Below are 24,226 nucleotides of genomic sequence, written 5' to 3'. Positions count from 1 at the left end.
GCAGGCCGCGCCTGCGGCGCGGCCTGCCCAGCCAAATCGAGGCCCTTGCATCCAGAGTGCAGAAGCCACGGGCGGGAGAGCCCCGCCCATGGGATCAATAGTCGCGTCGCATTCCCAACACTTTATGCGGCTTGGGGCAATTCGAGCGCGCCACGATCCAGCACGCGTGTGACATAGGCCAGGAGCTTTCCGTGGCGTCGCGTGACCTCAACCACTTGCGGCGCGGCCGGAGCGCGGGACAGCGCCTCGAGCATCGGTGCCGCAGAACAATCCACTGCCGTCATATGATCACCGAACAAGAAGTGCTGATCGCCAAGAAAATCTTCGAGCGCACGAAGATCCTGCTCCAGACGCTGCAGGCGTTCCGCACGAGCAAAACGCGAATGCCCAGTGAAATGAAGCCCTTCAACCACCTTCTCGCGAAAGAGGTTCAGCGGCTCTTCGGGCACCCCTGCAAACACTGACTGCAGCATCCCGGCCCAGCCTTCGTCTTCGAGCCAGCGCGCGCACATCAACTGTGTCCAGAGCGATTCGTCAATCATGCGGATGAGCGCGCGGGACTGGCCCTTTTGAGCGGCGCTGAGACCTTGGTCGAAGTTCGCGCCTTTGGCCTCAAGCAAACGGCGGATGCCTTCGCTGTCGGGGATCAAGGCGCCAGTCTCGTCCCGCACCACGGGAAGCTTTTGATGGGGCATCGTGTCGAGCTCCGCCGGATCATAAACATCCTGCCGTTGCCAGGTCACACCTGACATCTGAAGCAACAGGGCCGCCTTGGTGCAAAACATGCTGTAGCTATAAAATCCGTCACCGCCGCCATGGGTCAAAAGGGTCAACATCGTCTCTCTCCGTTTGGAATATGATGAGACCGTGCTACAAGGCGCTATTGACATTTTTTGTCATCAGCAAACTCCACACTAGACAGATGACAAAAACCGAACGGCTCTTTCGATTGATGCAAACCCTGCGCCAGCTGCCACCCCCCGTGACAGCAGAGCAGCTTGCTCAGGACCTCGGTGTCTCAGCCAGAACCATTCACCGAGACATCGATGCGCTTCGGGCTCTTGGGGCTGTAATTGATGGCGCGGCCGGATTTGGCTTCACCTTGATCGAGGATGCGACGCTACCCCCACTGGGCTTTGGGGCAACCGAACTCGAAGCGCTGGTGCTGGGCCTTTGCGAGGTCCAACAAAAGGGCGACCCTGATCTTGCCGAGGCAGCCCGCACCGCCCTTCGCAAGCTGCGCGCCCGCCTGCCGCAAAGCCAGGCAAAACGGCTGCAGCACGCAGTATTGTCTGCCCATAGTTTTGCCCCCCCGCTCACTCCAACTGTCGATGCAGCTGAGCTGCGGCAAGCCACCTGGGACGAGCGGGAAGTGGGTTTTGACTATGTGGACGTCAAAGGTGCAGTCACACAACGGCATGTCAAACCGCTGGGGCTGGTCTATTTCGACAAGTCCTCAGTGCTGGTGGCCTGGTGCCGACTCAGACAAGACTTCAGGGTCTTCAGACTTGATCGGATGACGTCACTCAAGGTCACGCAGATCTCTTTTCGTCCCCATCGTGTTCGGCTGTACCGTGAGGCACTTGATCATCTGCGCAATCAGTCCCTCGGTTGACCGGCAAGCCTGCGCTGACGGTCGCACCTATTGCTCAGCCCGCTTTTGTACCACCAATTCTCGCGCTAGAGTTTGGTAAAGACAAGAAGCAGGCGTTGAGGTTCGAAATGCGCAGTTGGATAAAGACCGCGCTGTGGCTTGGGGCGGTCTTGCCCGCAGGTACAGCGCTCGCAGCGAGTGACACAGAGGCTGCAGAGGACCGGCTGCGCCCAGAAGAGCGCCCGCAGCAGGCACACGACACTGCCGGATCGCTCGCGCTGGCGTCCCTTACCACAATCCGGCCCATGGCTCGCAAAAGAATAGCGCCAGCCGCGCAAGACGCACTGGCCCCTGCACGCGAAGCAGACGCCGATGCCAATGCCGGGTTTCAACGCTGGATCACGGCATTCAAGATCCGCGCCCAAACCCAGGGAATCGGAGCGGCAACGCTTCGCGCGGCGTTCAACGGCGTCATATATGATGCCTCCGTCATCAAACGCGATCGCAATCAATCCGAATTCACCAAAACGATTTGGGACTACCTCGACAGTGCAGCATCGGAGAGCCGTGTTCGGAACGGAACCAAGGCTTTGGATGCGCATCGCAACACATTGGAACGCATCGAAAAACATTTTGGTGTCGACAAGGAAATCGTGGTTGCTGTCTGGGGGCTCGAGAGCAGCTACGGCAGCTTTCGAGGCGATATGGATATCATTCGCTCGCTGGCGACGCTTGCCTATGACGGCAGGCGCGGCGCCTTTTTCGAGGAACAGCTAATCGCCGCACTCAAGATCATCGAGGCAGGCGATGTGGATCCCCGCACGATGACCGGCAGTTGGGCAGGCGCGATGGGGCACACACAATTCATCCCCACCAGTTATCTGGATTACGCGGTGGACTTTACCGGTGATGGAAAACGCGACATTTGGTCGGACACGCCCACGGACGCGCTGGCCTCTACCGCAGCCTATCTCAAAGCATTCGGATGGGTCACTGGCCAGCCCTGGGGCATCGAAGTTGTTTTGCCGCGTGGCTTTGATTTCACACTGGCCAACCGCAAGATCCAAAAGAGCCCTCGGGAATGGGCAGACCTTGGCGTGCGCGCGACTGACGGCCGCCCGATTAAGGATCATGGCGTCGCGTCGATCCTCTTGCCCGCCGGAGGCAATGGCGCTGCCTTCATGATTTTCAAGAACTTCTCGGTGCTTGAACGGTACAACACTGCGGATGCCTATGTCATCGGGGTGGGTCATCTCAGCGATCGGCTGAAGGGAGGCGACAAGATCAAAGGGAGTTGGCCGCGCGGTGATCGAGCGCTGACCTTCACGGAACGCAAGGAGCTGCAAGAACGTCTGACCCGCGCCGGGTTCAGCACCGAAGGGATAGATGGTCGAATTGGTCCCAAGACCATCGCTGCCGTGCGCGCCTATCAAAGCGCCAAGGGCCTCATGCCCGATGGGTATGCATCGCTGTCTCTTTTGGAAAAGCTCCGCTAAATCTCGCTCACCGAACATAACGAAAAAGCCCCGCTGAAGAGCGGGGCTTTGTTGTTCTTGCAGGTTAGCTCGGGCTCATGCCTCGAAGCCGTTCGCTCCGCCGGCGCAGCATCTCCACGGTGGTCAGCAGACAGATCGAGATCACCACCAGGATTGTTGCGACTGCAAGGATAGTGGGCGAGATCTGCTCACGTAGGCCAGTAAACATCTGCCACGGAAGCGTTTTCTGACCAGCCGAGCCGACAAAGAGCACCACGACCACTTCGTCAAACGACGTGATGAATGCAAAAAGGCCACCCGAGATCACGCCAGGCAAAATGAGCGGCATCTGCACCCGGAAGAACGTGGTCACAGGACCAGCGCCCATGTTCGCCGCAGCGCGGGTCAAGGAACGGTCAAATCCCACAAGCGTCGCGGTCACGGTGATGATCACAAAGGGAATGCCCAGTGCCGCATGCGCCAGAACCACGCCAAAGTAGGTGCCCTGCAGGCCGATCCGGCTGTAGAAAAAGTACATGCCCGCAGCCGAAATGATCAGCGGCACAATCATCGGCGAAATCAGGATCGCCATGATCGCGCGACGGAAAGGCACATGAGGCTGGCTGAGACCGATTGCGGCCAGCGTTCCAAAACCCACGGACAGGAGCGTCGCCATCGGAGCAATCGAAAGCGAATTCCACAGCGCCTGCTGCCAGTCCGCATTCGTGAAGAAGTCGCGATAGTGCTTGAGTGAGTAGCCTTCGGGATCAAACCGCAGCATTTCCGGCGTGAAGGTAAAGAAGTCTTCCGCGTTGAACGACAGCGGCATCACAACAAGGATCGGCGTGATCAGGAACACAAAGATCGCACCACAGATGACCCGGAACGTATAGTGCCAAAGCACTTGCCCCGGTGTCAGATACGGAACGAGGGGTGCGCGATAGCGCGATGTGGCAAGCCAGAAGATGAACCAGCCAGCGAACCAGCCAAAGAGCGCGCCGATCACCAACGCAGGCAGGCCGCCGAGCACAAAGCCAGCAATCGCAAAAGCGACCAGAACGGCCCAGCGGATCGGTTTTTCCTGCGCTGTCATAGATGCGAACACAAATCCGAGTGCGCCTAGAAGGACCGCTCCGATGACCAGGCCAAGCAGGCCCGATCCCTGAGCTGTACCCACGAAGAGGCCAAAGAAGGCCCCTGCGCCGGCCGACACTGCGGCGGTGAAAGCGGGGGTTTGGTTTTGAACAGGTGTAAGTGCCATGTTTTTCTTATCCCAGCTTCACGTTGTCGATGCCGACGATCTTGTCGTAGGCCCAGTAGAGCACCAGAACCACCACCAGCAGGATTGTCCCCAGTGCCGCCGCAAGACCCCAGTTGAGGGATTGCGAAATGTGGAAGGCGATCCGGTTCGAGATGAACACGCCCTTGGTACCGCCGACGAGTTCCGGCGTGATGTAGTAGCCAATGGCCAGGATGAAGACGAGAATCGAACCCGCGCCGATACCCGGCACCGACTGTGGGAAATACACCCGCCAGAAGGCCGTCCAGTTGGTCGCGCCAAGGGACTTGGCCGCACGCAGGTAGGACGGATTGATCGTCTGCATCACCGAATACATCGGCAGGATCATGAACGGCAGAAGGATGTGCGTCATCGCCACGATGGTACCAAACTGGTTGTTGATCATCACAAGACGCGCGTCGTCAGCGACCAGTCCAAGCCAGACCAGAACATCATTGATGACGCCCTGCTGCTGCAGCATGACTTTCCATGCAGAGGTCCGCACCAGCAGAGAGGTCCAGAACGGCAGCAGGACGAGAATCATCAAGACGTTGGCGGTGCGCGACGGCAGGTTCGCCAGAATCCATGCCACCGGGTAGCCAAGCACGATACAGCTTACGGTGATGGCCAGCGACATGATCATGGTGCGCAGAAAGAGTGTGCCATAGATGCGCTCAAGTTCCGGGCGCAGCTCAGGGCCATCCTCACCTTTCTGGAAGTCGGCCGCGTTCAAGAAGTACCCATTGGTGTATTTACTGGAGTAGGTCTTGATCGTGCGCCAAACTTCGGGATCGGCCCAGTCATCATCGATCTTGATGAAGGCATCACGCGTGGACGTGGTCTCCCAGTCCGGGGACTGGATGGCTGCTGCTGCCGCTGCAAGCCGCGCGGCAGTTTCACCCTCAAATGCAGATGCCGCATCCGGATTCTTCGCGAGATCCTTGTAGAGCGCCATATAGACCGGGGCCCATGGCTCTTCTTCGGTGGGGCTGTCCTGATCTTCTTCTTGGATCGTACGCGCCCATGCAGCATAGGCATCCGTCGCTCCCGGCAGCGCCTCGCCGGCCACAGAAGAATACTCAAACCGCGCTTCGTTTTCACCACCGGCAGAGGCCGCCCAGCTGGGGTCGGCAAAAAGCGCGACCAGTACCTGAGGGTCTTCCCAAGCGGGGTCAAGGTCGACAAACTGATCGAGATAGACCTCGCCAATGTCATCGACTCGGCGCCCAGCCTTGCGGAACAGCGAAGAAATACCAGCGTTCTCGTAGTTCAGGCGCGAGCCCACGCGTGTGTGGATCTTCTTCTCGGCAGCAACAACCAGATCATAGGCCAGCGCGTCAAATGCATATTCAGGCGGCGCTTCTCCGCTGTCGGCATCATAAGACTGCGCCGCTGCGGTCGTTCGCGGCAACGTCTCCGAAACGATGCTGTTCTCGACCGATCGAAACAACATGTCGCCGATCGGCAGGATGAATGTCAGTAGAACGAAGAGCAGAAGCGGGGCGATCAATGCCAGCGCGCGCATCTTCTGCATCCGGAGTGCCCGTGCGAGGCTGCGCTTTAGCGGCGTGCCATCTGCAGCAAGGACCGGTCCGGTATCGGTTGTATCGCTCATGTAAAGGAGCCCCCCGGGGTGTTGGTGCGGGTATTATTATTATCTTTGGTGGAGAGAGGGCCAATCGGCTCGGCCCCCTCTCGGATAGTGCTCACATCAGATGCGAGAGATTATTGCGCCAACCACGCCTGGAATTTTGCGTCCAGATCGTCACGGTTGTCCGCCCACCACTCGTAGTCATAGATGTGCACGTTGGTCGCGTTGTTCGGGTCAGTCGGCATGTGCGGCGCCATGTCGATGCCCAGCTCTTCGTGCTTGCCCACCAGCGGTGCGGAAGACGCACGGGCCGGACCGTAGGAGATGTACTTCGCTTGGTCGGCCAGACGCTGCGTGTCGGTTGCGAACTTCAGGAAGTCCAGAACACGGGCTTCGCGATCTGCAGGCAAGTCGGCCGGAACAACCCAACCGTCGAGGTCAAAGGACTGCATGTCCCAGAGCATGCCGATCGGCTGATCCTGCTCTGCGATCGCAGAGAACAGACGACCGTTGTAGGTCGAACCCATCACGACTTCGCCATCGGCGAGCAGCTGCGGGGTTTCCGCGCCAGCAGTCCACCACACGACGCTGTCCTTGATGGTGTCGAGCTTGGCCAGAGCCTGCGCCACACCTTCGTCGGTGCTGAGGGTGTCATAGATCTCGTCTTTGGCGACGCCATCGCAGTAAAGAGCCCACTCCATGTTGTCGATCGGACGCTTCTGCAGCGCGCGCTTGCCCGGATAGGCTTCGAGGTCGAACACGTCACAGACAGAGGACGGCGGCGTGTCGCCGACCAAGTCGGTGCGGTAGCCAAAGGTGGTGGAGTAAACGATCTGCGGCACGAAGCAGTCGGAGACCAGCAGGTCGCCAAAGTCGTCGGACGCGGAGGTGCCATCGGGCGCAGCCGCGAGAACTTCGTCGTGGTCGAGCTCAAGCGCCAGACCTTCGTCGCACAGACGCATCGCGTCGGATGCCACAACGTCGACCAGGTCCCAGGTGATGTTACCTGCTTCGGCCATTGCGCGCATTTTTGCGGTCGCTTCGGCAGAGCTTTCATCCCAAACCACGGTCACGTCGGGGTTCATTTCCAGATAGGGCTCGACATAGGCCTTCAGCTGGCTTTCTTGATAGGCACCACCCCAGGACACCAGGGTCATTTCGTTGGCCATCTCGGTAGCCATTGCCATCGGCGCGCAAAGTGCGGTCGTGGCGGCCAGAGCCGACAGTGTACGCAATTTCATTGTGTATTCTCCTTGTTGAGACACTGAATCTTGTTGTTTGAGTTTCAGGTGTAGGCCCCCGATCCGTTTCGATGCCGGGGGTTCCAAGGCGCAGTGGTACGCGGTTACGCGTCCAGCGCGCGGCAGTCTTCGGGCAGCCAACCGATTTCGATCTGCTGGCCGGGCTGAAGACGAACCTGGTCAGGGGCGTTCCGGGTCTTGATGACGAATTCGTCATTCCCGGCGACACGCAGGCGTGTACGGAAGATGTCACCCATATAGATGAACTCCAGCACCTCTGCCTTGAGTGTATGTGCGCCTTCCTGCAGGCGTTCTTTGTTGTATTCAACGCGCTCGGGGCGGATCGAGACGCGCGTGCGCTGACCCACTTCAGAGACGTTGATCGGCATGGCGTCGATAAGTTCACCGCCATCCAGCTGCACCAGGGCGCTGCCATCACGGATTTCCTTGATCACGCCTTCGAGCGTGTTGTTCTCGCCGATGAACTGCGCAACGAAGCTGTTTGCAGGCTCTTCATAAAGCTGATCCGGTGGCGCAAGCTGCTGAATGCGACCATCGTTGAACACCGCAACCCGATCCGACATCGTCAGGGCTTCGGTCTGGTCGTGGGTCACGTAAACGGTCGTGATCCCCAGCTGGTGCGCCAGATGGGTAATCTCGAACTGCATCTTCTCACGCAGCTGCTTGTCGAGCGCCCCGAGTGGTTCGTCCATCAGAACGAGCTCCGGTTCGAACACCAGTGCGCGGGCAAGTGCCACGCGCTGTTGCTGACCACCGGACAGCTGCGCCGGACGGCGGCCGCCAAAGTCGCCCATCTCGACCATATCGAGCGCGCGCTTCACCTTTGCCTCACGCTCGGACTTGCCCATGTTGCGCACCTCAAGCGGAAAGCTGAGGTTCTCGGCAATCGTCATGTGCGGAAACAATGCATAGTTCTGGAAGACCATGCCGATCCCGCGCTTGTGCGGTGGGATGTTGTTGATCGATACCCCGCCCAGACGAATGTCGCCGTGCGTGGCAGTTTCAAAACCCGCCAGCATCATCAGGCATGTCGTCTTGCCAGACCCGGACGGCCCAAGCATGGTCAGGAATTCGCCCTTGGGCATGGTGAGGTTCAGATCTTTGACGACGAGAGTCTCACCGTCGTAGCTCTTTTGCACGCGTTCGAATTCCACGAACGCGTCAGTGTTCGACGCATCGGCCAAATCAGGCTCCCCGTTTCTGTTCTTTTTTGCGGCGGATTTGTTCCGCTCTTGGTGTCCTAGTGTAAGCACAGTGCCGAACCACTGTGCAACCGGCTCAATTCATCCCGGCTTCGGGTTATTCAACACTCCGGGACGATCAACGAAATCACCCGGTTGTTTTGCGACCCAAACTTGCTCATTTGCGTCATATTGGGATAATTTTACCGGTGAGCACAACCGCTCTTCTGGGATTTTTTTGGGAAATGCTTAAAAAAAGGGCCGTTTCCGGCCCCTTTTGATCAATTCGAATCACCGCCAGAGCCCTTAAGCCGCCGATTTCAACAGCCCTTGTGCCTGCAATTCGGCGTAGCATTCGTCCAAGGATTTGGTCGCACGCGCGATCAGCGTGTCGATCTCCTCCGGGGTGATCACCAGTGGCGGAGAGATGATCATACGGTCGCCGACGTGACGCATCACCAGATTGTTGGCAAAGCAACGCTCGCGGCAGATGAAACCAACGGTTCCCGCCTCAGCCTCAAAGGCTGCGCGAGTCGCCTTGTTAGGCGTCAGAGCGATCGACCCCATCATTCCGACAATCTTCGCTTCCCCCACCAGAGGGTGCGCAGTCAGGGCTTCCCACTTCTCTTTGAGATAGGGTGCGGCCACGTTGCGGACATGATCGAGCACGTTTTCCTCTTCGAGAATGCGCAGGTTCTCCAGCGCCACCGCGGCAGCAACCGGGTGCCCGGAGTAGGTGTAGCCATGGTTGAATTCATCCTGCGCGATCACTGCGGCGACTTCATCCGAGACAATCGAGCCACCAATCGGCGCATAGCCCGAGGACAGCCCCTTGGCGATGGTCATGATGTCGGGACGAATGCCCATGGTTTCAGACCCGAACCAGTTGCCCGTGCGCCCAAACCCGCAGATCACTTCATCCGCGATCAGCAGGATCTCGTACTTGTCGCAGATACGCTGAATCTCCGGCCAATAGCTCGCAGGCGGAACGATGACGCCACCGGCACCTTGAACCGGTTCGGCAATAAAGGCGGCGACGCGATCTTCGCCGAGTTCGAGAATCGCCTTTTCCAGTTCCTGAGCGCGCTGAAGCCCGAAGTCTTCGGGATCGGTGTTGCCGCCCTCTGCCCACCAGTTCGGCTGGTTGATGTGGTGAATATCCGGAATCGGCAAACCACCCTGTGCATGCATTGCAGACATACCACCCAGTGAACCGGACCCGACAGAAGAGCCGTGATATGCGTTCTTGCGCGAGATGATCACGGATTTGGTCGGTTTACCCTTCATCGCCCAGTAATGGCGCACCATCCGGATGTTGGTGTCGTTGGCCTCAGAGCCCGAGCCTGCAAAGAACACATTGTTCAGGTTGTCGGGCGCCAATTCGGCAATCTTCGCCGCAAGCGCAATGACCGGTACATGGGTCGTTTGGAAAAACGTATTGTAGTAGGGCAGCTCGCGCATTTGGCGCGCCGCGACCTCTGCCAGTTCATCGCGACCATAGCCGATGTTGACACACCAAAGCCCCGCCATCGCGTCGAGGATCTCATGACCTTCGCTGTCGGTCAGTGTGACGCCTTTGGCACGCGTGATGATACGCGCACCTTTCTGCGCCAATCCGCCATTAGCGGTGAAAGGATGCATATGATGCGCCGCATCCAGCGCCTGCAGTTCTGCGGTTGGCAGATGGTTGGTAATCGTCGTCATGAGTCACTCCTGAACGGAAATCTTTCGCTCAGAATATGATCAAAAAATCGCCTGTCAATCGAATCAGTTGATCGGGGTGAGCCCCGCCCGAACCTGCTCCATGCCCTGCAACACGTCCCGCTCCATCGCCAAAGAGACAAGATCTGCATCTTTTTTACGCAGCCCTTCAAGGATGTCTTTGTGGCGGTCAGGAAAGCTCTGGGTTCCGAAGCGCCCGCAGACCACGCGCAGGGACGGACCAAAGCGCAGCCAAAGACGATCAGCCAGATCCGCGAGGATGGGGGCATCAGCGTATTCGTTCAGCGTGCTGTGGAATTCGTAATTGAGACCCAGGTACCCTGCGACATCGCCATTTGCGATGGCCGTATCCAAGCGCAGATCAAGCGCCTCAAGCGCATCGACACTGGCGGAGGGAATCCGTGTGGCTGCGCGACGGGCAAGCTCACACTCCATTGTTTTCCTTGCGTAAATTAACTCATCAACATCCTCGGCACGAAGCTCGGGGACAGAAACACGACGGTTCCCTTGGAACACCAGCGCCCCGTCCGAGATCAGCCTGCGGATCGCTTCGCGCACTGGCGTCATGCCACTGTCCAATGCCTCGACCAGACCCTGTATGGTAACCGCCTGGCCCGGCGCCAGCTCACCAAACAAAATCTGCGCCCGAAGACGTTGATAGACCAGCTCGTGAGCAGGTAGTTTTTGCCCCCCCTCCGCGGGGGTAACAGATGGCGTATTTGGCACATTCACCGGGCTTGGATCCTTCTCATTTTTGGGCAGCTTGCACCAACAGAATGCAGATGAAAACATAAAGTGTCTTGCCGGATGAGGCAAAACTTGATCAAAATAGCCCATAGCCGGACAGGAAGACTCCGGCATGCACAGGGGAGATTCTCATGAAAACCAAAACGGCCACCATCGTGTCCGCCATCGCACTCAGCGCTGCTGCAGCCGCATCAGCCGACGAAGTCCGCGTTTACAACTGGTCCGACTACATCGACGAATCGCTGCTGGCGAAGTTCGAAGAAGAAACCGGCATCGAACTGATCTATGACGTCTTTGACTCCAACGAACTGCTCGAGACAAAAATGCTCGCTGGCGGCTCGGGCTATGACGTCGTGGTTCCCACCGGTTCCTTCCTGCAGCGTCAGATCCAGGCAGGTGTGTTCCAGAAGATCGACCGCGAGAAACTTACCAACTACGGCAACGTCTGGGATGTGATCCAAGAGCGCAACGCGCGCTTTGACCCCGACAACGCCTACTCCATCAACTACATGTGGGGCACCACTGGCCTCGGGACCAACCTTGGCAAGGTTGCCGAAGCACTGGGCGACGATGCCCCGATCGACAGCCTGTCGCTGGTTTTTGACCCGGCCAACATGGAAAAGCTCTCCGAATGTGGTGTGCATTTCCTAGATGCGCCCACAGAGATGGTGCCCGCAGCCCTCACGTATCTGGGCCTTGATCCCAACACCGAAGACAAAGCGGAACTGGAGCAGGCGGCAGACGTACTGGAAGCGGTTCGCCCCTACGTGCAGAAGTTCCACTCGTCAGAATACATCAACGCCTTGGCAAATGGTGACATCTGCGTCGCCTTTGGCTGGTCTGGTGACATCCTTCAGGCGCGTGACCGTGCAGCCGAAGCCGATAACGGTGTCGAAATTGCATATAACGCTCCGTCCGAAGGGGCGCTGATGTGGTTTGACCAGATGGCGATCCCGGTTGATGCGCCAAACCCGGAGGCCGCACATAAGTTCCTCGACTTCATGCTGGATGCGCAGAACATGGCGACCGCGTCGAACTACGTGTACTACGCTAACGGCAACAAGGCGTCTCAGGAGTTCCTCGAAGACGATGTGATCAATGATCCAGCGATCTACCCCACGCCGGAAGCCATGGAAAACACCTACATCAAAGCGCCTTATTCTCAGAAGGCCCAGCGCGTTGTCACCCGTCTGTGGACCCGCGTGAAATCCGGCACCTGAGTCGATCCCGCAGTTAAAACAGGCGGGGCGTGAATGCACGCCCCGCCCACCTCACCTACACAAGATGACGGGCCGGTACCAACCGCCCGCATGGGGGAAAACTTGGCAATACCGGTATTCGAACCCTGGACCGACCCACAGGCTAAGCCACTGATTCAGTTCCAGAATGTCACCAAACGCTTTGGCGATTTCACCGCAATCGACGACCTGACAATCGACATCTACGAGCGTGAGTTCTTTGCGCTTCTGGGGCCGTCTGGCTGTGGCAAGACCACGATGATGCGAATGTTGGCCGGGTTTGAAACACCGACAGAGGGAAAGATCTTTCTGGCCGGGCAGGATATCGCCCCCGTCCCCCCAAACCAGCGCGCGGTCAACATGATGTTCCAGTCCTACGCGCTGTTTCCGCATCTCAGCGTTTGGGAGAATATCGCCTTTGGACTCAAGCGCGAAGGCCTGCCCCGCAATGAGATCAACGCACGCGTCGACGAGATGCTGCGCCTGACGCGACTCGAAAAATTTGCACGTCGCAAACCTCATCAGATCTCGGGAGGTCAGCGGCAGCGGGTTGCCCTGGCCCGCAGTCTGGCAAAGGCACCAAAACTGCTGCTTCTGGATGAGCCTCTCGGGGCGCTCGACAAGAAACTGCGCGAAGAAACGCAGTTCGAGTTGATGGACATTCAGGAAAAAACCGGCACCACATTTGTCATCGTGACCCACGACCAGGAAGAAGCGATGACCGTCGCAAGCCGTGTGGCCGTGATGGACAATGGCAAGGTGATGCAGGTCGCAACCCCCGCCGACATCTACGAGGCCCCGAATTCAGTCTATGTTGCTGATTTCATTGGCGACGTGAACCTTATCGAGGGCAAGGCAACTGCCACGGGCGAAGATAGCTACGCTCTGCATTGGCGTGAGGGCGCAGCCCCGCTCACTGTAAAATCGCCCAACAAGATCTCTGACGGCCAGAAAGCACATCTGGCCATCCGCCCCGAGAAAGTGACCATCAGTTCAGAAAAGCCTGAAGCCGCCGACAATGTTGTTCAGGGCAAGGTCCTCGACATTGCATATCTCGGTAACCTTTCGACATATCACGTCGAGCTACCCACCGGGGATGTCATCAAGGCTCAAACGGCCAATACGCGCCGGATTTCCCGTCGCGCCTACACATGGGAAGACACCGTCTGGCTGTCCTGGACAGCCACCGGCGGTGTCTTGTTGGGGGAATAATGCGCCGTTTTTTCCTGATCGCCGTCCCCTATGCATGGCTTTTGGCCCTGTTTTTGGTGCCGTTCCTGATCGTCCTCAAAATCTCGCTGTCGGATGCAGCCATCGCTCGCCCGCCCTATTTTCCGCAGTTTGACTGGGCAGAGGGTATCCGCGCATTCCTTGCTGAGCTCGATTTTGAGAATTTCACCTGGCTTCTCGAAGACGATCTCTACTGGAAAGCCTACCTGAGCAGCCTTCAGATTGCACTCACCTCAACGCTCTTGACCCTGATCGTCGGCTACCCAATTGCCTATGGCATGGCCCGCGCGCCCGAGGAATGGCGCCCGACGTTGATGATGCTGGTCATCTTGCCGTTCTGGACCTCTTTCCTAATCCGCGTCTACGCCTGGAAGGGCATTCTGTCGAACGAGGGATTTCTCAACCAGTTCCTGATGTGGACCGGACTTGTGTCAGAGCCACTCCAGATCCTGAATACCACAACCGCCGTCTACATCGGCATTGTCTACACCTACCTGCCATTCATGATTCTCCCGATTTACGCCGCGCTCGAGAGAATGGACGACAGCCTAATCGAAGCTGCAGAAGATCTGGGTTGTTCGCGCCTCTCGGCCTTTTGGCTCGTGACGATTCCCCTATCCAAAGGCGGTATCATCGCAGGCTGCTTCCTCGTCTTTATCCCGGCGATGGGCGAATTCGTGATCCCGTCCCTGCTGGGCGGATCTGACACGCTTATGATCGGTAAAGTGCTCTGGGAGGAGTTCTTCTCCAACCGGGATTGGCCGGTGGCGAGCGCAGTGGCGGTTATCTTGTTGCTGATTCTCGTGGTGCCGATCGTGCTGTTCCAGCGCAACCAGCAAAAAGAGCAGGAGGGTGACACATGAAACGCCTAAGCGCCTTCAATGTGGTCTCGCTGACGCTGGGATTCGCCTTTCTCTATATCCCGATGCTGATCCTGATTCTGTTTTCCTTCAACGAAAGCAAGCTGGTCACCGTCTGGGCGGGGTTCTCGATCAAGTGGTACGGCGAACTGATGCAAAACGAGGCTATGCTTCAAGCAGCATGGGTGACCGTCAAGGTTGCGGTTTTCTCCTCCACGATCGCAACCGTTCTGGGGACCATGGCGGCCTATGTCATGATCCGCGGCGGGCGCTTCATGGGGCGGACCCTGTTCTCGGGCATGATCTATGCGCCCTTGGTAATGCCCGAAGTCATCACCGGCCTGTCGCTCCTGTTGTTGTTCATCGGCATCGGGCTCGATCGCGGGGTGCTCACCATTGTACTGGCACATACCACCTTCTCGATGTGCTACGTGTCTGTCGTCGTGTCTTCACGCCTCGCAACATTTGACCGTTCGCTCGAGGAGGCGGCGCTAGATCTGGGCTGCTCGCAGGCACAGGCCTTCCGGCTTGTCACGCTGCCGATCATCGCGCCGGCGGTGGTCTCGGGCTGGCTCCTTGCCTTCACGCTGTCGCTCGATGATCTGGTGATTGCATCCTTCACCACGGGCCCTGCAGCCACGACCCTGCCGATCAAGATTTTCTCGGCTGTGCGCCTTGGTGTCAGCCCGGAGATCAACGCGCTCTCTACGATCATGATTGCGATTGTGACGGTTGGTGTGATCAGCGCGTCCCTTGTCAGCAAACGCGCACTGGTCAAACAGCGTCGCGAAGAACAAGAAGCCGTGCGCACGACATGATGCGTCGTATCTTCGGCGACTACGCCTATGGGGCAGGTCCTCGCAGAAACTGCTGGTGGGATGAGACCTGCCCCACCCCCATCTGGCCAGAACTTCAAGGCGCACAGAGCGTCGATGTGGCGATCATTGGCGGCGGCTTCACCGGGCTTTCGGCTGCACTGCATCTCGCCGAGGCGGGGCTGAGTGTTGCCGTACTCGAAGCCGAGACACCCGGCTGGGGAGCCTCCGGGCGCAATGGCGGCTTCTGCTGTCTCGGTGGTGCGAAACTCGGGCCGCGCGCGATGGCACGCCTGCACGGCAGCCGGGAAACGCAGCTCTATCAGGCGAGCGAAGAAGCCGCGGTCCACTTGGTTGAACAGTTGATCGCCCGCCATGGGATCAGTGCCGACACCCACTCCGAAGGCGAAACCGTGATGGCGCATTCCGCCAAAGCGCGCAAAACGCTGATGATGGAGGCCAAGACGTCAGGGGCGACCTTCATAGATGCCCCGGACTTGGCAGAGCGAGGGTTTGGTGGAAATTTCCATGGCGCTTTGACCACGCCGGTCGGCTTTGCTCTCAATCCTCGCAAGTATCTCTTTGGTCTGGCGCGGGCCGCGCAGGCCGCTGGGGCCCTACTTTTTCAAAACAGCCCTGCGCTCGAGGTGACACAACACGGCTCGCATTGGCATGCCGTATGCCCCGGTGGCCGTCTGAGCGCCCCGCAGATGATCATCGCCACAAATGGCTATTCAAGTGAGAATCTGCCCGAATGGCTGGCGGGCCGCTACATGCCTACGCAATCCACTGTCATGGTGACCCGCCCCATTACGGCAGAAGAGCAGGCTACTCAGGGCTGGAACACAGCGCAGATGGCATATGATACGCGCCATATGCTCCATTATTTCAGGCTGATGCCTGACGGACGCTTTCTCTTTGGAATGCGCGGTGGGTTGATGTCCTCTCCGCGGTCCGAGGCCGAAATCCGATCACTGCTGCGTCGCCATTTCGAACGGCTGTTTCCTGCCTGGTCACATATCGAGACGACTCATAGCTGGTCCGGCATGGTGTGCCTTTCCAGAAATCTTGTACCTTTTGTCGGCCCTGTCCCAGAACACAAAGGCCTATTTGCCGGGCTTTGCTATCATGGCAATGGCGTTGCCATGGGCAGCTATTCGGGCGCTTTGTTGGCGCAACTTGTAGAAGGTCGAACACCCGAGATGCCCTATTCAAAGGTGATGCAGCGCATGCCACGCTTTCCATTGGGGCGCGCGAGACGCTTGCTGATGCCACCGGCCTACGGGCTGTTGAGTCTTTTGGACTAGATCTCCGCAAGCTCCAGATCCCGCGCGTCCGTCTCACCACGCCACGCGCAGTAGGCTGCCATCCGCCAATGGAACCATGGCTTTAGCGCGTAATACCGCGCGACAACCCGCGGATGCGGATAAGCCGTGACGAATTCCGCCTCCTCTTGCCGAGAGAGGACTCGCCCGCGATACGTGAGCTGCATTGCAGGCGACAAAAACAAGGCCAGATCCTCTGCCGGATCTCCCAGTTGGGGGCATTGCCAGTCAATCAACGCCAGAGTCCCATTGTGCGCCACGATATTCCCCGGCACCGGGTCGCCATGAATGAGACAAAGCTGCGAGGTTGGCGGCACGACGCCTTGGGGCGCCCGGTCCAAAAGCGTCGTGCCCTGCGATGCAGCCGCCACAATCTGTCGGGTCTGCTGCGCAAGCGCCTCAGACCCGTTGCATCCAAATGGCAACCCTCGGGGTTTGGCCTGATCGTGTACAATGCTCAAGATCCGCGCAACATGGCTGGGATCGCTCTCCCAACGCGCACCACAGACATGTGTGTACATCAGCCACGCCTGACCTTGCCACAGACCATGCGCCACATAACGCGGCGCCATGCCCGTGCCGCTCAGCGCCCGCAACATCGCTCGTTCCCGATCGGGGTCATTTGCGAAAAGCGGGTTATGTGCATCGCTGCGATAGAGCTTTACGACCTTGTCCCCCGCGCGCCAAACGTGATTGCTACGCCCCCCCGCCAGTGGCGTGGGGGCAGACAAACACCAGCCCTGCTGCGCCAGATGGCGAAATAGGGCTGTTTCAATATCATCCTGATCTGGTTTTGGCTCAGGTCCTGACAAAATAGCTCCGCTCACCGGATCCCCCGCCTCCTTGGCGATTAGAAGGCCCGGTTACCGTCGCAAATCAGGAATTGCCAGACGAACTGGTTGGATCACGCAGCGCCGTCACCGAGGTCGCGAGGATGGCGCTTCCGCTCTCAAGGATCAAGGCCACTTCACCGTCGACATTCTGGGTCTCTTCCACGCGTCCGTACACCTCGGCCAATTCGGAAAGGATCACCTCACCATTGGAGGAGCTTTCGATCACAAAGCTGTAGGAGCCCTCAGGCAAGGTGTTGCCATCACCGTCTTCGCCATTCCACTGATAAGGCTCGGCAGAGACCGGCAGATCCACGCGGCCGACTTCTGCTTCCTGGTCGTCATAGATGATCATCTCGACCTTATCCGCGACAGCAGCAGGATTCGGTGCAATCGAAACCGAAGAGCTACCATCAAAATAGCCGGCTGCTTGCGCCCGCACCTCTTTTCCAACCCAGCCGGTCAGCTGAGACATGTTGGAAAGAGAAAGCGCGGTGAGCATGCTTGTCAGGGTTTCATTGGTCAGAACCTGCTGCTCGACAGAGGAGAACTGCGCTAGCTGCGCGGTATAATCCGACGAATCCATCGGCTCGAGCGGGTCCTGGTATTTTGCCTGCGTGGTCATCAGCCTCAGGAAAGTTTCAAAATCCGAGGTGAGCGCGCTTGTCGCCGACTGCGTCCCAGCCGTCCCACCAGCTGTCGTTGTTTGCTGGGTGCCAACACCCGTTACTGCTGTGGTCATGCTCTTAAATCCTCATGTCCAGGCCATCGGCCGAGATGTTCAAGTGTTGTGATATCGGAAGACCGGACTGAGCGGCTTCAAGGGCATCGCCCTCGCCTTGCTGCTCGGATCCGTTGCCCCCAAGACTGCTCTCTCCCTCCCCTGACTGACCGGCGTCGGTGTCAGAGCCAAATTGGAAAGAGATATCGGTGAAGCCCATTTCCTTGAATTCGCGGGCAAGATCCTGGATGTGACGACGCATCAGGTCCTCGGTCTCAGGACGTTCGGCGTTGATGGTGATCATGACGCCCATTTCTGTTGTCATCACCCGCATGTTCACATGGCCCAGCTCACGCGGGTTCAGTGTGACATCCACATTGCGTTTGCCGCCCGTCGCTACGGCCTCTGCCAGTTGTTGCGCAACATGCCGGGGCGTTTCGGCGCGAAAGCTGGATGCTCCAGATCTGACGGAGGCCTCCGCCAAAAGTTGTGGCAACGCAAAGCTCTCCGCACCGCGTTGCGTCAGAACGTCCTCTCCTACGCGTCCTGCATCATTTGCTCCCATCAGGCTGGTCACCACGGCGGAGCTTGACTTGAGGACCGTATCACTCATCTGGAAGCGCGCGGAGGCCAAGGCCTGCGCACTCCCCGAGGCCGCAGGGTGCAAAAGGCGGGTATCACCACTGTTCATTGGCGCGCGCGCAGTCGCTGTGGAAGCCGCGGCCTGTGCCTGAGCTGCGGTCAATGGTATATCACGGATGCGCGCTTCAGCGGCTTTCTCCTGTCCCGGAGGAGATGTGGGCGCCGCTGTTTTCAGCGCCTCCAGAGCGGTCTGAGCCTGTGCCTGCGCAGGCGGCTGCGCACCTTTTTCGGCAGCAATCGCGCCGACTGTTCCGGGCACAAGCTGTTGGCGTCGCCCATCTCGATGTGTTTCCAAGAGAACTGATGTGCCGAGACGTTCGTCTTTATCTGACAAGAGCCCCGTACGCGCCGCCTCCATTGAATTCATTTCGGCATCAGCCTCAGCCGAGGCAGCACCTTTTATGGCCACCTCCACCGCTTTGTCAGTGGCAGAGCCATGCGTCACAGGGGCGCCCGCGCGCATCACCTGATCGCCGGAGCCCTTTGCAGATTGATCAGATGACACCTGAGTGGCGCTTGCAGCAGCAACTGCCTGACCCTCTGCCACATCCGCCTGCGCATAATCCTCTGCGGATGTATCAAACTCGGGGAGCGCCTCGTCCAGGGCTTCCTCGACGTCGGACTGTGTTGCGGTGTCGATGACACTTGCCCATTCGCTCTCAGGATTTTCGTCCGGAGCAACCAGGGACGTTTCACCCGCGTCCTGCTCTGGATGCGATTCCTCACCCTTCGCATGCTGGTCAGCTGCGGTGGCCTTCGCGTTATTCTCAGCGTCAGAAGCCTTGTCGTCATGCTCTGCGCCAGAAGGAGTCTCGACATCCGGAGAGGTCTTGGTTTTGTCTTTTGTTTTTGCCTCGCGGGCAAGAACGGACTCGAATGAATCACCGCCTTGGCGCGCGGGCTCCGTTCGCTTGGACGACTCAGTTGACGTACTGCCAACAGACTGTGTCGTAAGGATTTTATCAATCATGATCCACCGGATGTTCTATCTCGTGTGAACCCTGAATAAATGAAATCGGTTACGGCATTTTTAACCGGTTTTCGTCAAAGTGAAAAATATCGAAGAATTCGACACACTATCAGGACTGAGGCAAAATGCCCGTAACACATGTTTCGACGCCCTCTGCGGCGGCCCCCATTGCGCAGGCCTCCAACCCCAAGGATCAGGCCTTGCGACAGGCTGCGATCGACCTCGAAGCCTCCTTTCTCTCCGAAATGCTCAAAGCGGCCGGGCTTGGCAAAGCGCCCGAAGCCTTTGGCGGTGGATCCGGCGAAGACCAGTTCGCAGGTCTATTGGTCAATGAGCAAGCCCGCGCCATGGCAGAGGCCGGCGGCATCGGACTCGCAGAATCAATCTACAACTCACTGAAGGACTCTCAAGAATGAGCGCACTTACTGATCAGACCCCGCAAGCCATTATCGATGCTCTTGACGTACTCCTCGAAGAGGAACGCGGTGCATTGACGAATGGGGAACTCGATAAACTTGAAGGTATTCTGGCGAGAAAAGAAGACCTCTTCGACCAGCTCAACAGCATGACCGATATCGACCATGGGGCGCTGGACTCGGTGCAATCGAAGGTGTCGCGCAACCAGGCCCTCTTGGGGAGCGCCATGCAGGGCATTAAAGCCGTGGCAAACCGTATGGCTGAGCTCCGCAAGGTTCGAAAGGGTCTGGATGTCTACAATCGTTCGGGTCAGCGGACCAGCTTTGCCACCACGGGCAGCCTCAAACTAGAGAAGCGCGCCTAACGGTTTTGGAGGTCGGGACAATTTTAAAAATGCAAATTGCACCATTAGCACTCTCTTAGCATCTAATACGGCAATGTCACCTTGCATCTCGAGCGAGGTGGCGCGGATACCGCAAGGTGAAGCACGGTCAGAATGACGACAGAGAGAGCTCCGGTATCGGAGCTGGGATTACCAAATCAGGGGCTAAAGCGCTCCAAATCAAAGGAACTCATGCTATGTCCAGCATTCTGACGAACAATGGTGCAATGGTTGCTCTGCAGACTCTGAAGTCTGTGAATAACAATCTGAACGACACCCAGAAAGCCATCTCCACCGGTAAGGAAATCGGAGTTGCAAAAGACAACTCAGCCGTATGGGCGATCTCCAAAACCATGGAATCCGACATTGCGGGCTTCGAAGCGATCGAAGAAGGCCTGTCCATCGGCGAAGCAACCGTCGCGGTTGCCTCTGCAGGTGCCGAGCAAATCGTTGAGAAGCTCACCGAAATCAAAGAGCTGGTTGTTTCCGCTCAATCCGAGAACGTCGACCACGCCAAAATCCAGGACGATATTTCCTCCAAGGTTGATCAGGTGGCTGCGATCATCTCTGCTGCGCAGTTCAATGGTGCGAACCTGCTGGCATTTGATGTGGACGGCAATGGATCGACCGGCGTGGGCGTTCTGGCGTCTCTCGACCGTGAAGGCGCCGGCGGTACCGTTACCGCTGTCGAGATCACCGTCGACTCCGTGAACTTCGAATCCAGCCTGAACCTCTCCGCTTCGCTGACTTCGATCACTGACACGACAACGGCTGCCACAGCCCTTGGTGAAATTGAAGTGCTGCTTCAGGTTGCGATCACTGGTGCTGCTGCTCTGGGTGCTGACTCCGCGCGCCTTGACGACCAGTCCGAGTTTGTAAGCAACCTCGTGGACTCCATGACCATGGGTGTGTCGACCATGACAGATACCGACATGGAAGAAGCCTCCGCACGTCTCTCGGCCCTTCAGACGCAGCAGGAACTTGCAGTTCAATCGCTGACGATCGCGAATGAAGCGCCGGGCACGCTGCTGCAGCTCTTCCGCTAACATCGCCTTTGAGCTGGGGCGTTCAATGGCGCCCCGGCCGCCTTACTTCTCTGTGAATCAGTGAAAATAAAACGTTAGGATAACACGTGAATGCCCTTCTAAAGGCGAAGAGCGCCTATGCGGCGGCAAAAGCCCCCACCCGTACAGCACGGAACACCGAATATGAGATCCTAGCCCGCATCACGCATCGTATGATCGTGGCGGATAGCAAGGGCTCGGATGGTTTCAAGGATCTTGTCGCAGCGGTTTCCGATAACCGTAAACTCTGGACTCTCTTCACTTCGGATTTGGCCAAGGAAGGCAACAAGCTGCCAACCGAGCTGAAACAACGTCTGTTTCATCTGGCCCGCTTCACGCGTGAACACACCAGCAAAGTACTGGCCCGTAAGGCGTCAGTTCAGCCGCTGGTAGAAATCAACACGGCCATCATGCGTGGCCTTAGAAGCGGAGCGTCCTGAAAATGAGTGGATTGGTCCTTAAACTCGCCCCCAAAGAGCGTGTTCTGGTCAACGGAGCCGTCATCGAAAACGGAGATCGTCGCAGTCGCTTGTCGATCGTCACCCCTGATGCGCATATCCTGCGCCTCAGAGATGCGATTCATCCAGAACAAGCGAATACGCCGGTGCGCCGGGTCTGCTATGCAGCGCAACTTGTCCTCTCTGGGGACGTCGATCCAGAAGAAGATCGCCTGCCAATGTTGCGCCGCATTGAAGAGCTGAGCCAGGTCTTTACGGATCCGGACAGCCGTGCAGCCCTCTCTGAAGCAACCGAAGCGGTGATCAGCAACAACCATTATCGGTGCCTGAAGGCACTGCGGGCGTTGCTGCCACGGGAGGAGCGGCTCATGGCCGTGAGAGCCCAATGACATTTACACCGCTTATTCCATCATCTGGGGTTGCGGGCTGGAATTTTCTGCAATCGACCTATGACCGGCAATACGATGCGTTTGTCCAGTCCGGGAAATTGAAGAATGACAGTGAGTACTTCGCCGAGAATATCGGCGAAGTCACGTCCAGCGAAGACTTGCTTAATGACCGCCGCCTGCTTCAGGTGGCGGTTAAGGCGTTTGGTCTGGAAGAGGAAATCAACTACCGGGCGTTGCTGCAGCGCGCGCTCAACGAAGGCACCTCTGCCAGCGATGCGCTTGCCAACACAATGAATGACGAGCGCTACGTCGAATTCTCCAACGCCTTTGGATTCGGCCCGGGTCAATCACCGATGACCAGCGACAGCAAAGCAATGCAAGCGGTGATCGACAAGTTCCAGTCTGCCTCCTTCGAGGAAGCGGTGGGAGAAGTCGATGAAACGATGCGCACCGCGCTCTTTGCCAAACGGGCCATGATCGAGGTCTTTGGCGAGCCGGACGAGGATGACGTATCGCAGCTGAGCGTGAGAGAACGCGCCCTTCGCGAGTTTGACCTCGCCATGAAGGAGATCAACGGCAAAGACGATGATGTCCCTGGTGTGACCTCTGTCGAGGACCAGTGGGAAGATATTATCGAGCGCGACACGCTTCGAGAATTCTTTGATACCACACTCAGAATCTCTGCAGGTGCCGCTGGGCTCGAAGACGACGAACGCATCCAGCTTTATCGAGAACGTGCGCAGATTATCTTTGGAACCGACGATCCAACGGTCTTCTTCTCGGCCGAGAACAAAGACACAATCATTTCCGCCTTTAAAACCCGTGCAACCGTGAACGGGGATGATGCAGCTGAAACCGCAAAGACTGCGGAACTGTCAGAACACATCCTGGATCAGATGATCTCTCGCGATGCCGCGCTGAATGAAGAATGGGATTTCATCTCCCGGCAGGAACCTCTGGCGGAGTTTATGAAAACCGCTCTGGAATTGCCTGACGATATCGCGACACGAGAGACCAGCGAAGCCATGCGGATCTATCGTGAAAAAGCCATTGAAGCCTTTGGCACAGATGACCCCAATGTCTTTGCTAGTGCAGCAAACTTGGATGCAACACTCGAAGTTTATCGGGAAAATGCCACGAACGCTGGTCTCTCCAGTAGCGAAATCTCTTCCAATCTGCGCACGGCTGAGACCATCCTAAAATTCTCCTACAATCAGGGGGATGCGATCGATGGTGGTGATGCGGATGCCGCGGCAACCGCGGAAATAGATGCCGGGTGGTACAGTGTCATGGGTCAAACCGGCGTCCCGCGCTTCTTGAACACGGCCCTTGATGTGTCCTCTGCGCTTGCGCCGGGTGAAATCTTTTCGGACCTGACGATCGACGAGCAGCTAACAATCTACAAAGATAAAGCGGTTGAACTGTTTGGGACCGCTGACCTCAAAGAGCTGACCGGCCCGTATCAAATCGGCGCAGTGAACGATGCCTATCGCACCAACGCGGAAGCTGCGGGTGAGAGCGAATTCTTCATTACCTATTATTCCGATATCGCCGAGCGAGAACTAAACACCTTGTTCCAGAGCGACGATACCGATGCTGAAAAAGCGTTTGAAGAAGCTCTCGAAGAACTGCGCACGATGAATGATGAAGACAATGGTCCAAGCGCCAATTCGCAGTGGTTCACGATCATGGGCCAGCAGGCGATGACCGACTTCATGCAAGTCGCGTTGGGCCTGCCCAAAGAGGTTGGTCAAATGGATATTGACCAGGCTGTCGAGGTCTACAAGCGCAAGGCACAACAAGTTCTGGGGACCGACAAACCCTCGGAATTCATCTCTGGCGACAAGATGGATGAGCTGGTCAACATGTATCTCACCCGCTCGCAGATGAACAATCTCAGCAGCGGATATAGCTCCGGCAGCGCCGCCCTCATGATGCTGCGCGGCTAACATCCATCATTTCCCCAAGCGCCCTGATCCGTCTGGGCGCTTGGCGCATCTTCCCAGGCCCCCGCGACTTCACACTTCATTGGTG

Annotated in this window: 23 protein-coding genes; 13 read left to right on the top strand and 10 right to left on the bottom strand. The window is 57.8% G+C overall.

Translation table 11 applies throughout. The features are described 5' to 3' along the window. Positions 1–122: 122 nt before the first annotated feature. Positions 123–836 carry a glutathione S-transferase family protein gene (locus ACZ1HH_RS14265; RefSeq protein ID WP_472636950.1) on the bottom strand — a complete coding sequence of 238 codons (714 nt, stop codon included), beginning with the start codon at positions 834–836 and terminating at the stop codon, positions 123–125. An 86-nt stretch (positions 837–922) separates the two neighbouring features. Between ACZ1HH_RS14265 and ACZ1HH_RS14260 the strand changes: the two genes are divergently transcribed. Together ACZ1HH_RS14260 and ACZ1HH_RS14255 are read left to right on the top strand one after the other, a co-directional pair. Continuing rightward, positions 923–1,615: a helix-turn-helix transcriptional regulator gene (locus ACZ1HH_RS14260; RefSeq protein WP_487320319.1), complete on the top strand. Its 693-nt coding sequence runs from the start codon at positions 923–925 to the stop codon at positions 1,613–1,615. A 107-nt stretch (positions 1,616–1,722) separates the two neighbouring features. Beyond that, entirely contained in the window at positions 1,723–3,090 is a 1,368-nt protein-coding gene (locus ACZ1HH_RS14255) for a lytic murein transglycosylase (protein ID WP_487320318.1), read from the top strand. 64 nt (positions 3,091–3,154) lie between these two features. Here the strand turns inward: ACZ1HH_RS14255 and ACZ1HH_RS14250 are convergent, their stop codons facing one another. The 6 genes from ACZ1HH_RS14250 to ACZ1HH_RS14225 form a co-directional block, all read right to left on the bottom strand. After that, a complete protein-coding gene (locus tag ACZ1HH_RS14250; protein WP_472636949.1) occupies positions 3,155–4,330 on the bottom strand; it encodes an ABC transporter permease in 1,176 nt (391 codons plus the stop codon). Positions 4,331–4,337: 7 nt separating this feature from the next. Next, entirely contained in the window at positions 4,338–5,963 is a 1,626-nt protein-coding gene (locus tag ACZ1HH_RS14245) for an ABC transporter permease (RefSeq protein WP_472636948.1), read from the bottom strand. 110 nt (positions 5,964–6,073) lie between these two features. Next, positions 6,074–7,180: an extracellular solute-binding protein gene (locus ACZ1HH_RS14240; RefSeq protein ID WP_011540298.1), complete on the bottom strand. Its 1,107-nt coding sequence runs from the start codon at positions 7,178–7,180 to the stop codon at positions 6,074–6,076. A 104-nt stretch (positions 7,181–7,284) separates the two neighbouring features. After that, positions 7,285–8,385 (bottom strand): ABC transporter ATP-binding protein, encoded by a 1,101-nt coding sequence (locus tag ACZ1HH_RS14235; RefSeq protein WP_011540297.1) that lies wholly within the window; start codon positions 8,383–8,385, stop codon positions 7,285–7,287. Positions 8,386–8,688: 303 nt separating this feature from the next. Then, positions 8,689–10,086: an aspartate aminotransferase family protein gene (locus ACZ1HH_RS14230; RefSeq protein ID WP_472636947.1), complete on the bottom strand. Its 1,398-nt coding sequence runs from the start codon at positions 10,084–10,086 to the stop codon at positions 8,689–8,691. A gap of 63 nt (positions 10,087–10,149) precedes the next feature. Continuing rightward, positions 10,150–10,896, bottom strand: a complete 747-nt coding sequence (locus tag ACZ1HH_RS14225) for a GntR family transcriptional regulator (protein ID WP_416369352.1) — start codon at positions 10,894–10,896, stop codon at positions 10,150–10,152. 86 nt (positions 10,897–10,982) lie between these two features. On the opposite strand from ACZ1HH_RS14225, the gene ACZ1HH_RS14220 reads away from it, so the two are divergent. From ACZ1HH_RS14220 to ACZ1HH_RS14200, 5 genes are all read left to right on the top strand, one after another. Continuing rightward, positions 10,983–12,071, top strand: coding sequence for a polyamine ABC transporter substrate-binding protein (locus tag ACZ1HH_RS14220; protein WP_472636946.1), 1,089 nt, complete (start codon positions 10,983–10,985; stop codon positions 12,069–12,071). Positions 12,072–12,161: 90 nt separating this feature from the next. Continuing rightward, the gene (locus ACZ1HH_RS14215; protein WP_193339819.1) at positions 12,162–13,301 is read left to right on the top strand and encodes an ABC transporter ATP-binding protein; all 1,140 of its coding nucleotides are present in this window, start codon (positions 12,162–12,164) and stop codon (positions 13,299–13,301) included. After that, positions 13,301–14,182, top strand: coding sequence for an ABC transporter permease subunit (locus tag ACZ1HH_RS14210; RefSeq protein WP_011540292.1), 882 nt, complete (start codon positions 13,301–13,303; stop codon positions 14,180–14,182). Before ACZ1HH_RS14215 ends, ACZ1HH_RS14210 begins: the two co-directional genes overlap by 1 nt. Beyond that, the gene (locus tag ACZ1HH_RS14205) at positions 14,179–14,997 is read left to right on the top strand and encodes an ABC transporter permease (protein ID WP_472636945.1); all 819 of its coding nucleotides are present in this window, start codon (positions 14,179–14,181) and stop codon (positions 14,995–14,997) included. Before ACZ1HH_RS14210 ends, ACZ1HH_RS14205 begins: the two co-directional genes overlap by 4 nt. Continuing rightward, positions 14,994–16,301 (top strand): NAD(P)/FAD-dependent oxidoreductase, encoded by a 1,308-nt coding sequence (locus tag ACZ1HH_RS14200; protein WP_472636944.1) that lies wholly within the window; start codon positions 14,994–14,996, stop codon positions 16,299–16,301. The genes ACZ1HH_RS14205 and ACZ1HH_RS14200 overlap by 4 nt, the downstream gene beginning before the upstream one ends. Here ACZ1HH_RS14200 and ACZ1HH_RS14195 read toward each other — a convergent pair. Genes ACZ1HH_RS14195 through ACZ1HH_RS14185 form a run of 3 tightly spaced genes read right to left on the bottom strand, consistent with a single transcriptional unit; the run spans position 16,298 to position 19,482 of the window. Further along, entirely contained in the window at positions 16,298–17,146 is an 849-nt protein-coding gene (locus ACZ1HH_RS14195; RefSeq protein WP_487320317.1) for a phosphotransferase family protein, read from the bottom strand. The genes ACZ1HH_RS14200 and ACZ1HH_RS14195 overlap by 4 nt on opposite strands. Positions 17,147–17,195: 49 nt before the next feature. Continuing rightward, entirely contained in the window at positions 17,196–17,891 is a 696-nt protein-coding gene (locus tag ACZ1HH_RS14190) for a flagellar hook capping FlgD N-terminal domain-containing protein (RefSeq protein ID WP_168610444.1), read from the bottom strand. A 4-nt stretch (positions 17,892–17,895) separates the two neighbouring features. Next, on the bottom strand, positions 17,896–19,482 hold the full coding sequence (locus ACZ1HH_RS14185; protein ID WP_472636942.1) for a flagellar hook-length control protein FliK: 1,587 nt from the start codon (positions 19,480–19,482) through the stop codon (positions 17,896–17,898). 125 nt (positions 19,483–19,607) lie between these two features. Here ACZ1HH_RS14185 and ACZ1HH_RS14180 point away from each other — a divergent pair, with 125 nt between their 5' ends. The 6 genes from ACZ1HH_RS14180 (at position 19,608) to ACZ1HH_RS14155 (ending at position 24,141) form a co-directional block, all read left to right on the top strand. Then, complete coding sequence (locus tag ACZ1HH_RS14180) at positions 19,608–19,898, top strand: rod-binding protein (RefSeq protein ID WP_011540286.1); 291 nt, start codon at positions 19,608–19,610, stop codon at positions 19,896–19,898. Next, the gene (locus tag ACZ1HH_RS14175) at positions 19,895–20,263 is read left to right on the top strand and encodes a flagellar protein FlgN (RefSeq protein ID WP_011540285.1); all 369 of its coding nucleotides are present in this window, start codon (positions 19,895–19,897) and stop codon (positions 20,261–20,263) included. The genes ACZ1HH_RS14180 and ACZ1HH_RS14175 overlap by 4 nt, the downstream gene beginning before the upstream one ends. Positions 20,264–20,478: 215 nt before the next feature. Further along, a complete protein-coding gene (locus ACZ1HH_RS14170) occupies positions 20,479–21,327 on the top strand; it encodes a flagellin N-terminal helical domain-containing protein (RefSeq protein ID WP_011540284.1) in 849 nt (282 codons plus the stop codon). Positions 21,328–21,413: 86 nt separating this feature from the next. Next, entirely contained in the window at positions 21,414–21,785 is a 372-nt protein-coding gene (gene flaF / locus ACZ1HH_RS14165) for a flagellar biosynthesis regulator FlaF (RefSeq protein WP_011540283.1), read from the top strand. A 2-nt stretch (positions 21,786–21,787) separates the two neighbouring features. Further along, positions 21,788–22,192, top strand: coding sequence for a flagellar biosynthesis repressor FlbT (gene flbT / locus ACZ1HH_RS14160; RefSeq protein WP_005607958.1), 405 nt, complete (start codon positions 21,788–21,790; stop codon positions 22,190–22,192). Next, a complete protein-coding gene (locus ACZ1HH_RS14155) occupies positions 22,189–24,141 on the top strand; it encodes a DUF1217 domain-containing protein (protein WP_011540282.1) in 1,953 nt (650 codons plus the stop codon). The genes flbT and ACZ1HH_RS14155 overlap by 4 nt, the downstream gene beginning before the upstream one ends. Positions 24,142–24,226: the final 85 nt, after the last annotated feature.

The sequence above is a fragment of the Epibacterium sp. HA2-3 genome (assembly GCF_055693725.2).
The sequence above is the reverse complement of the archived record's forward strand: the minus strand, read 5'-3'. Positions and strand labels throughout refer to the sequence as shown.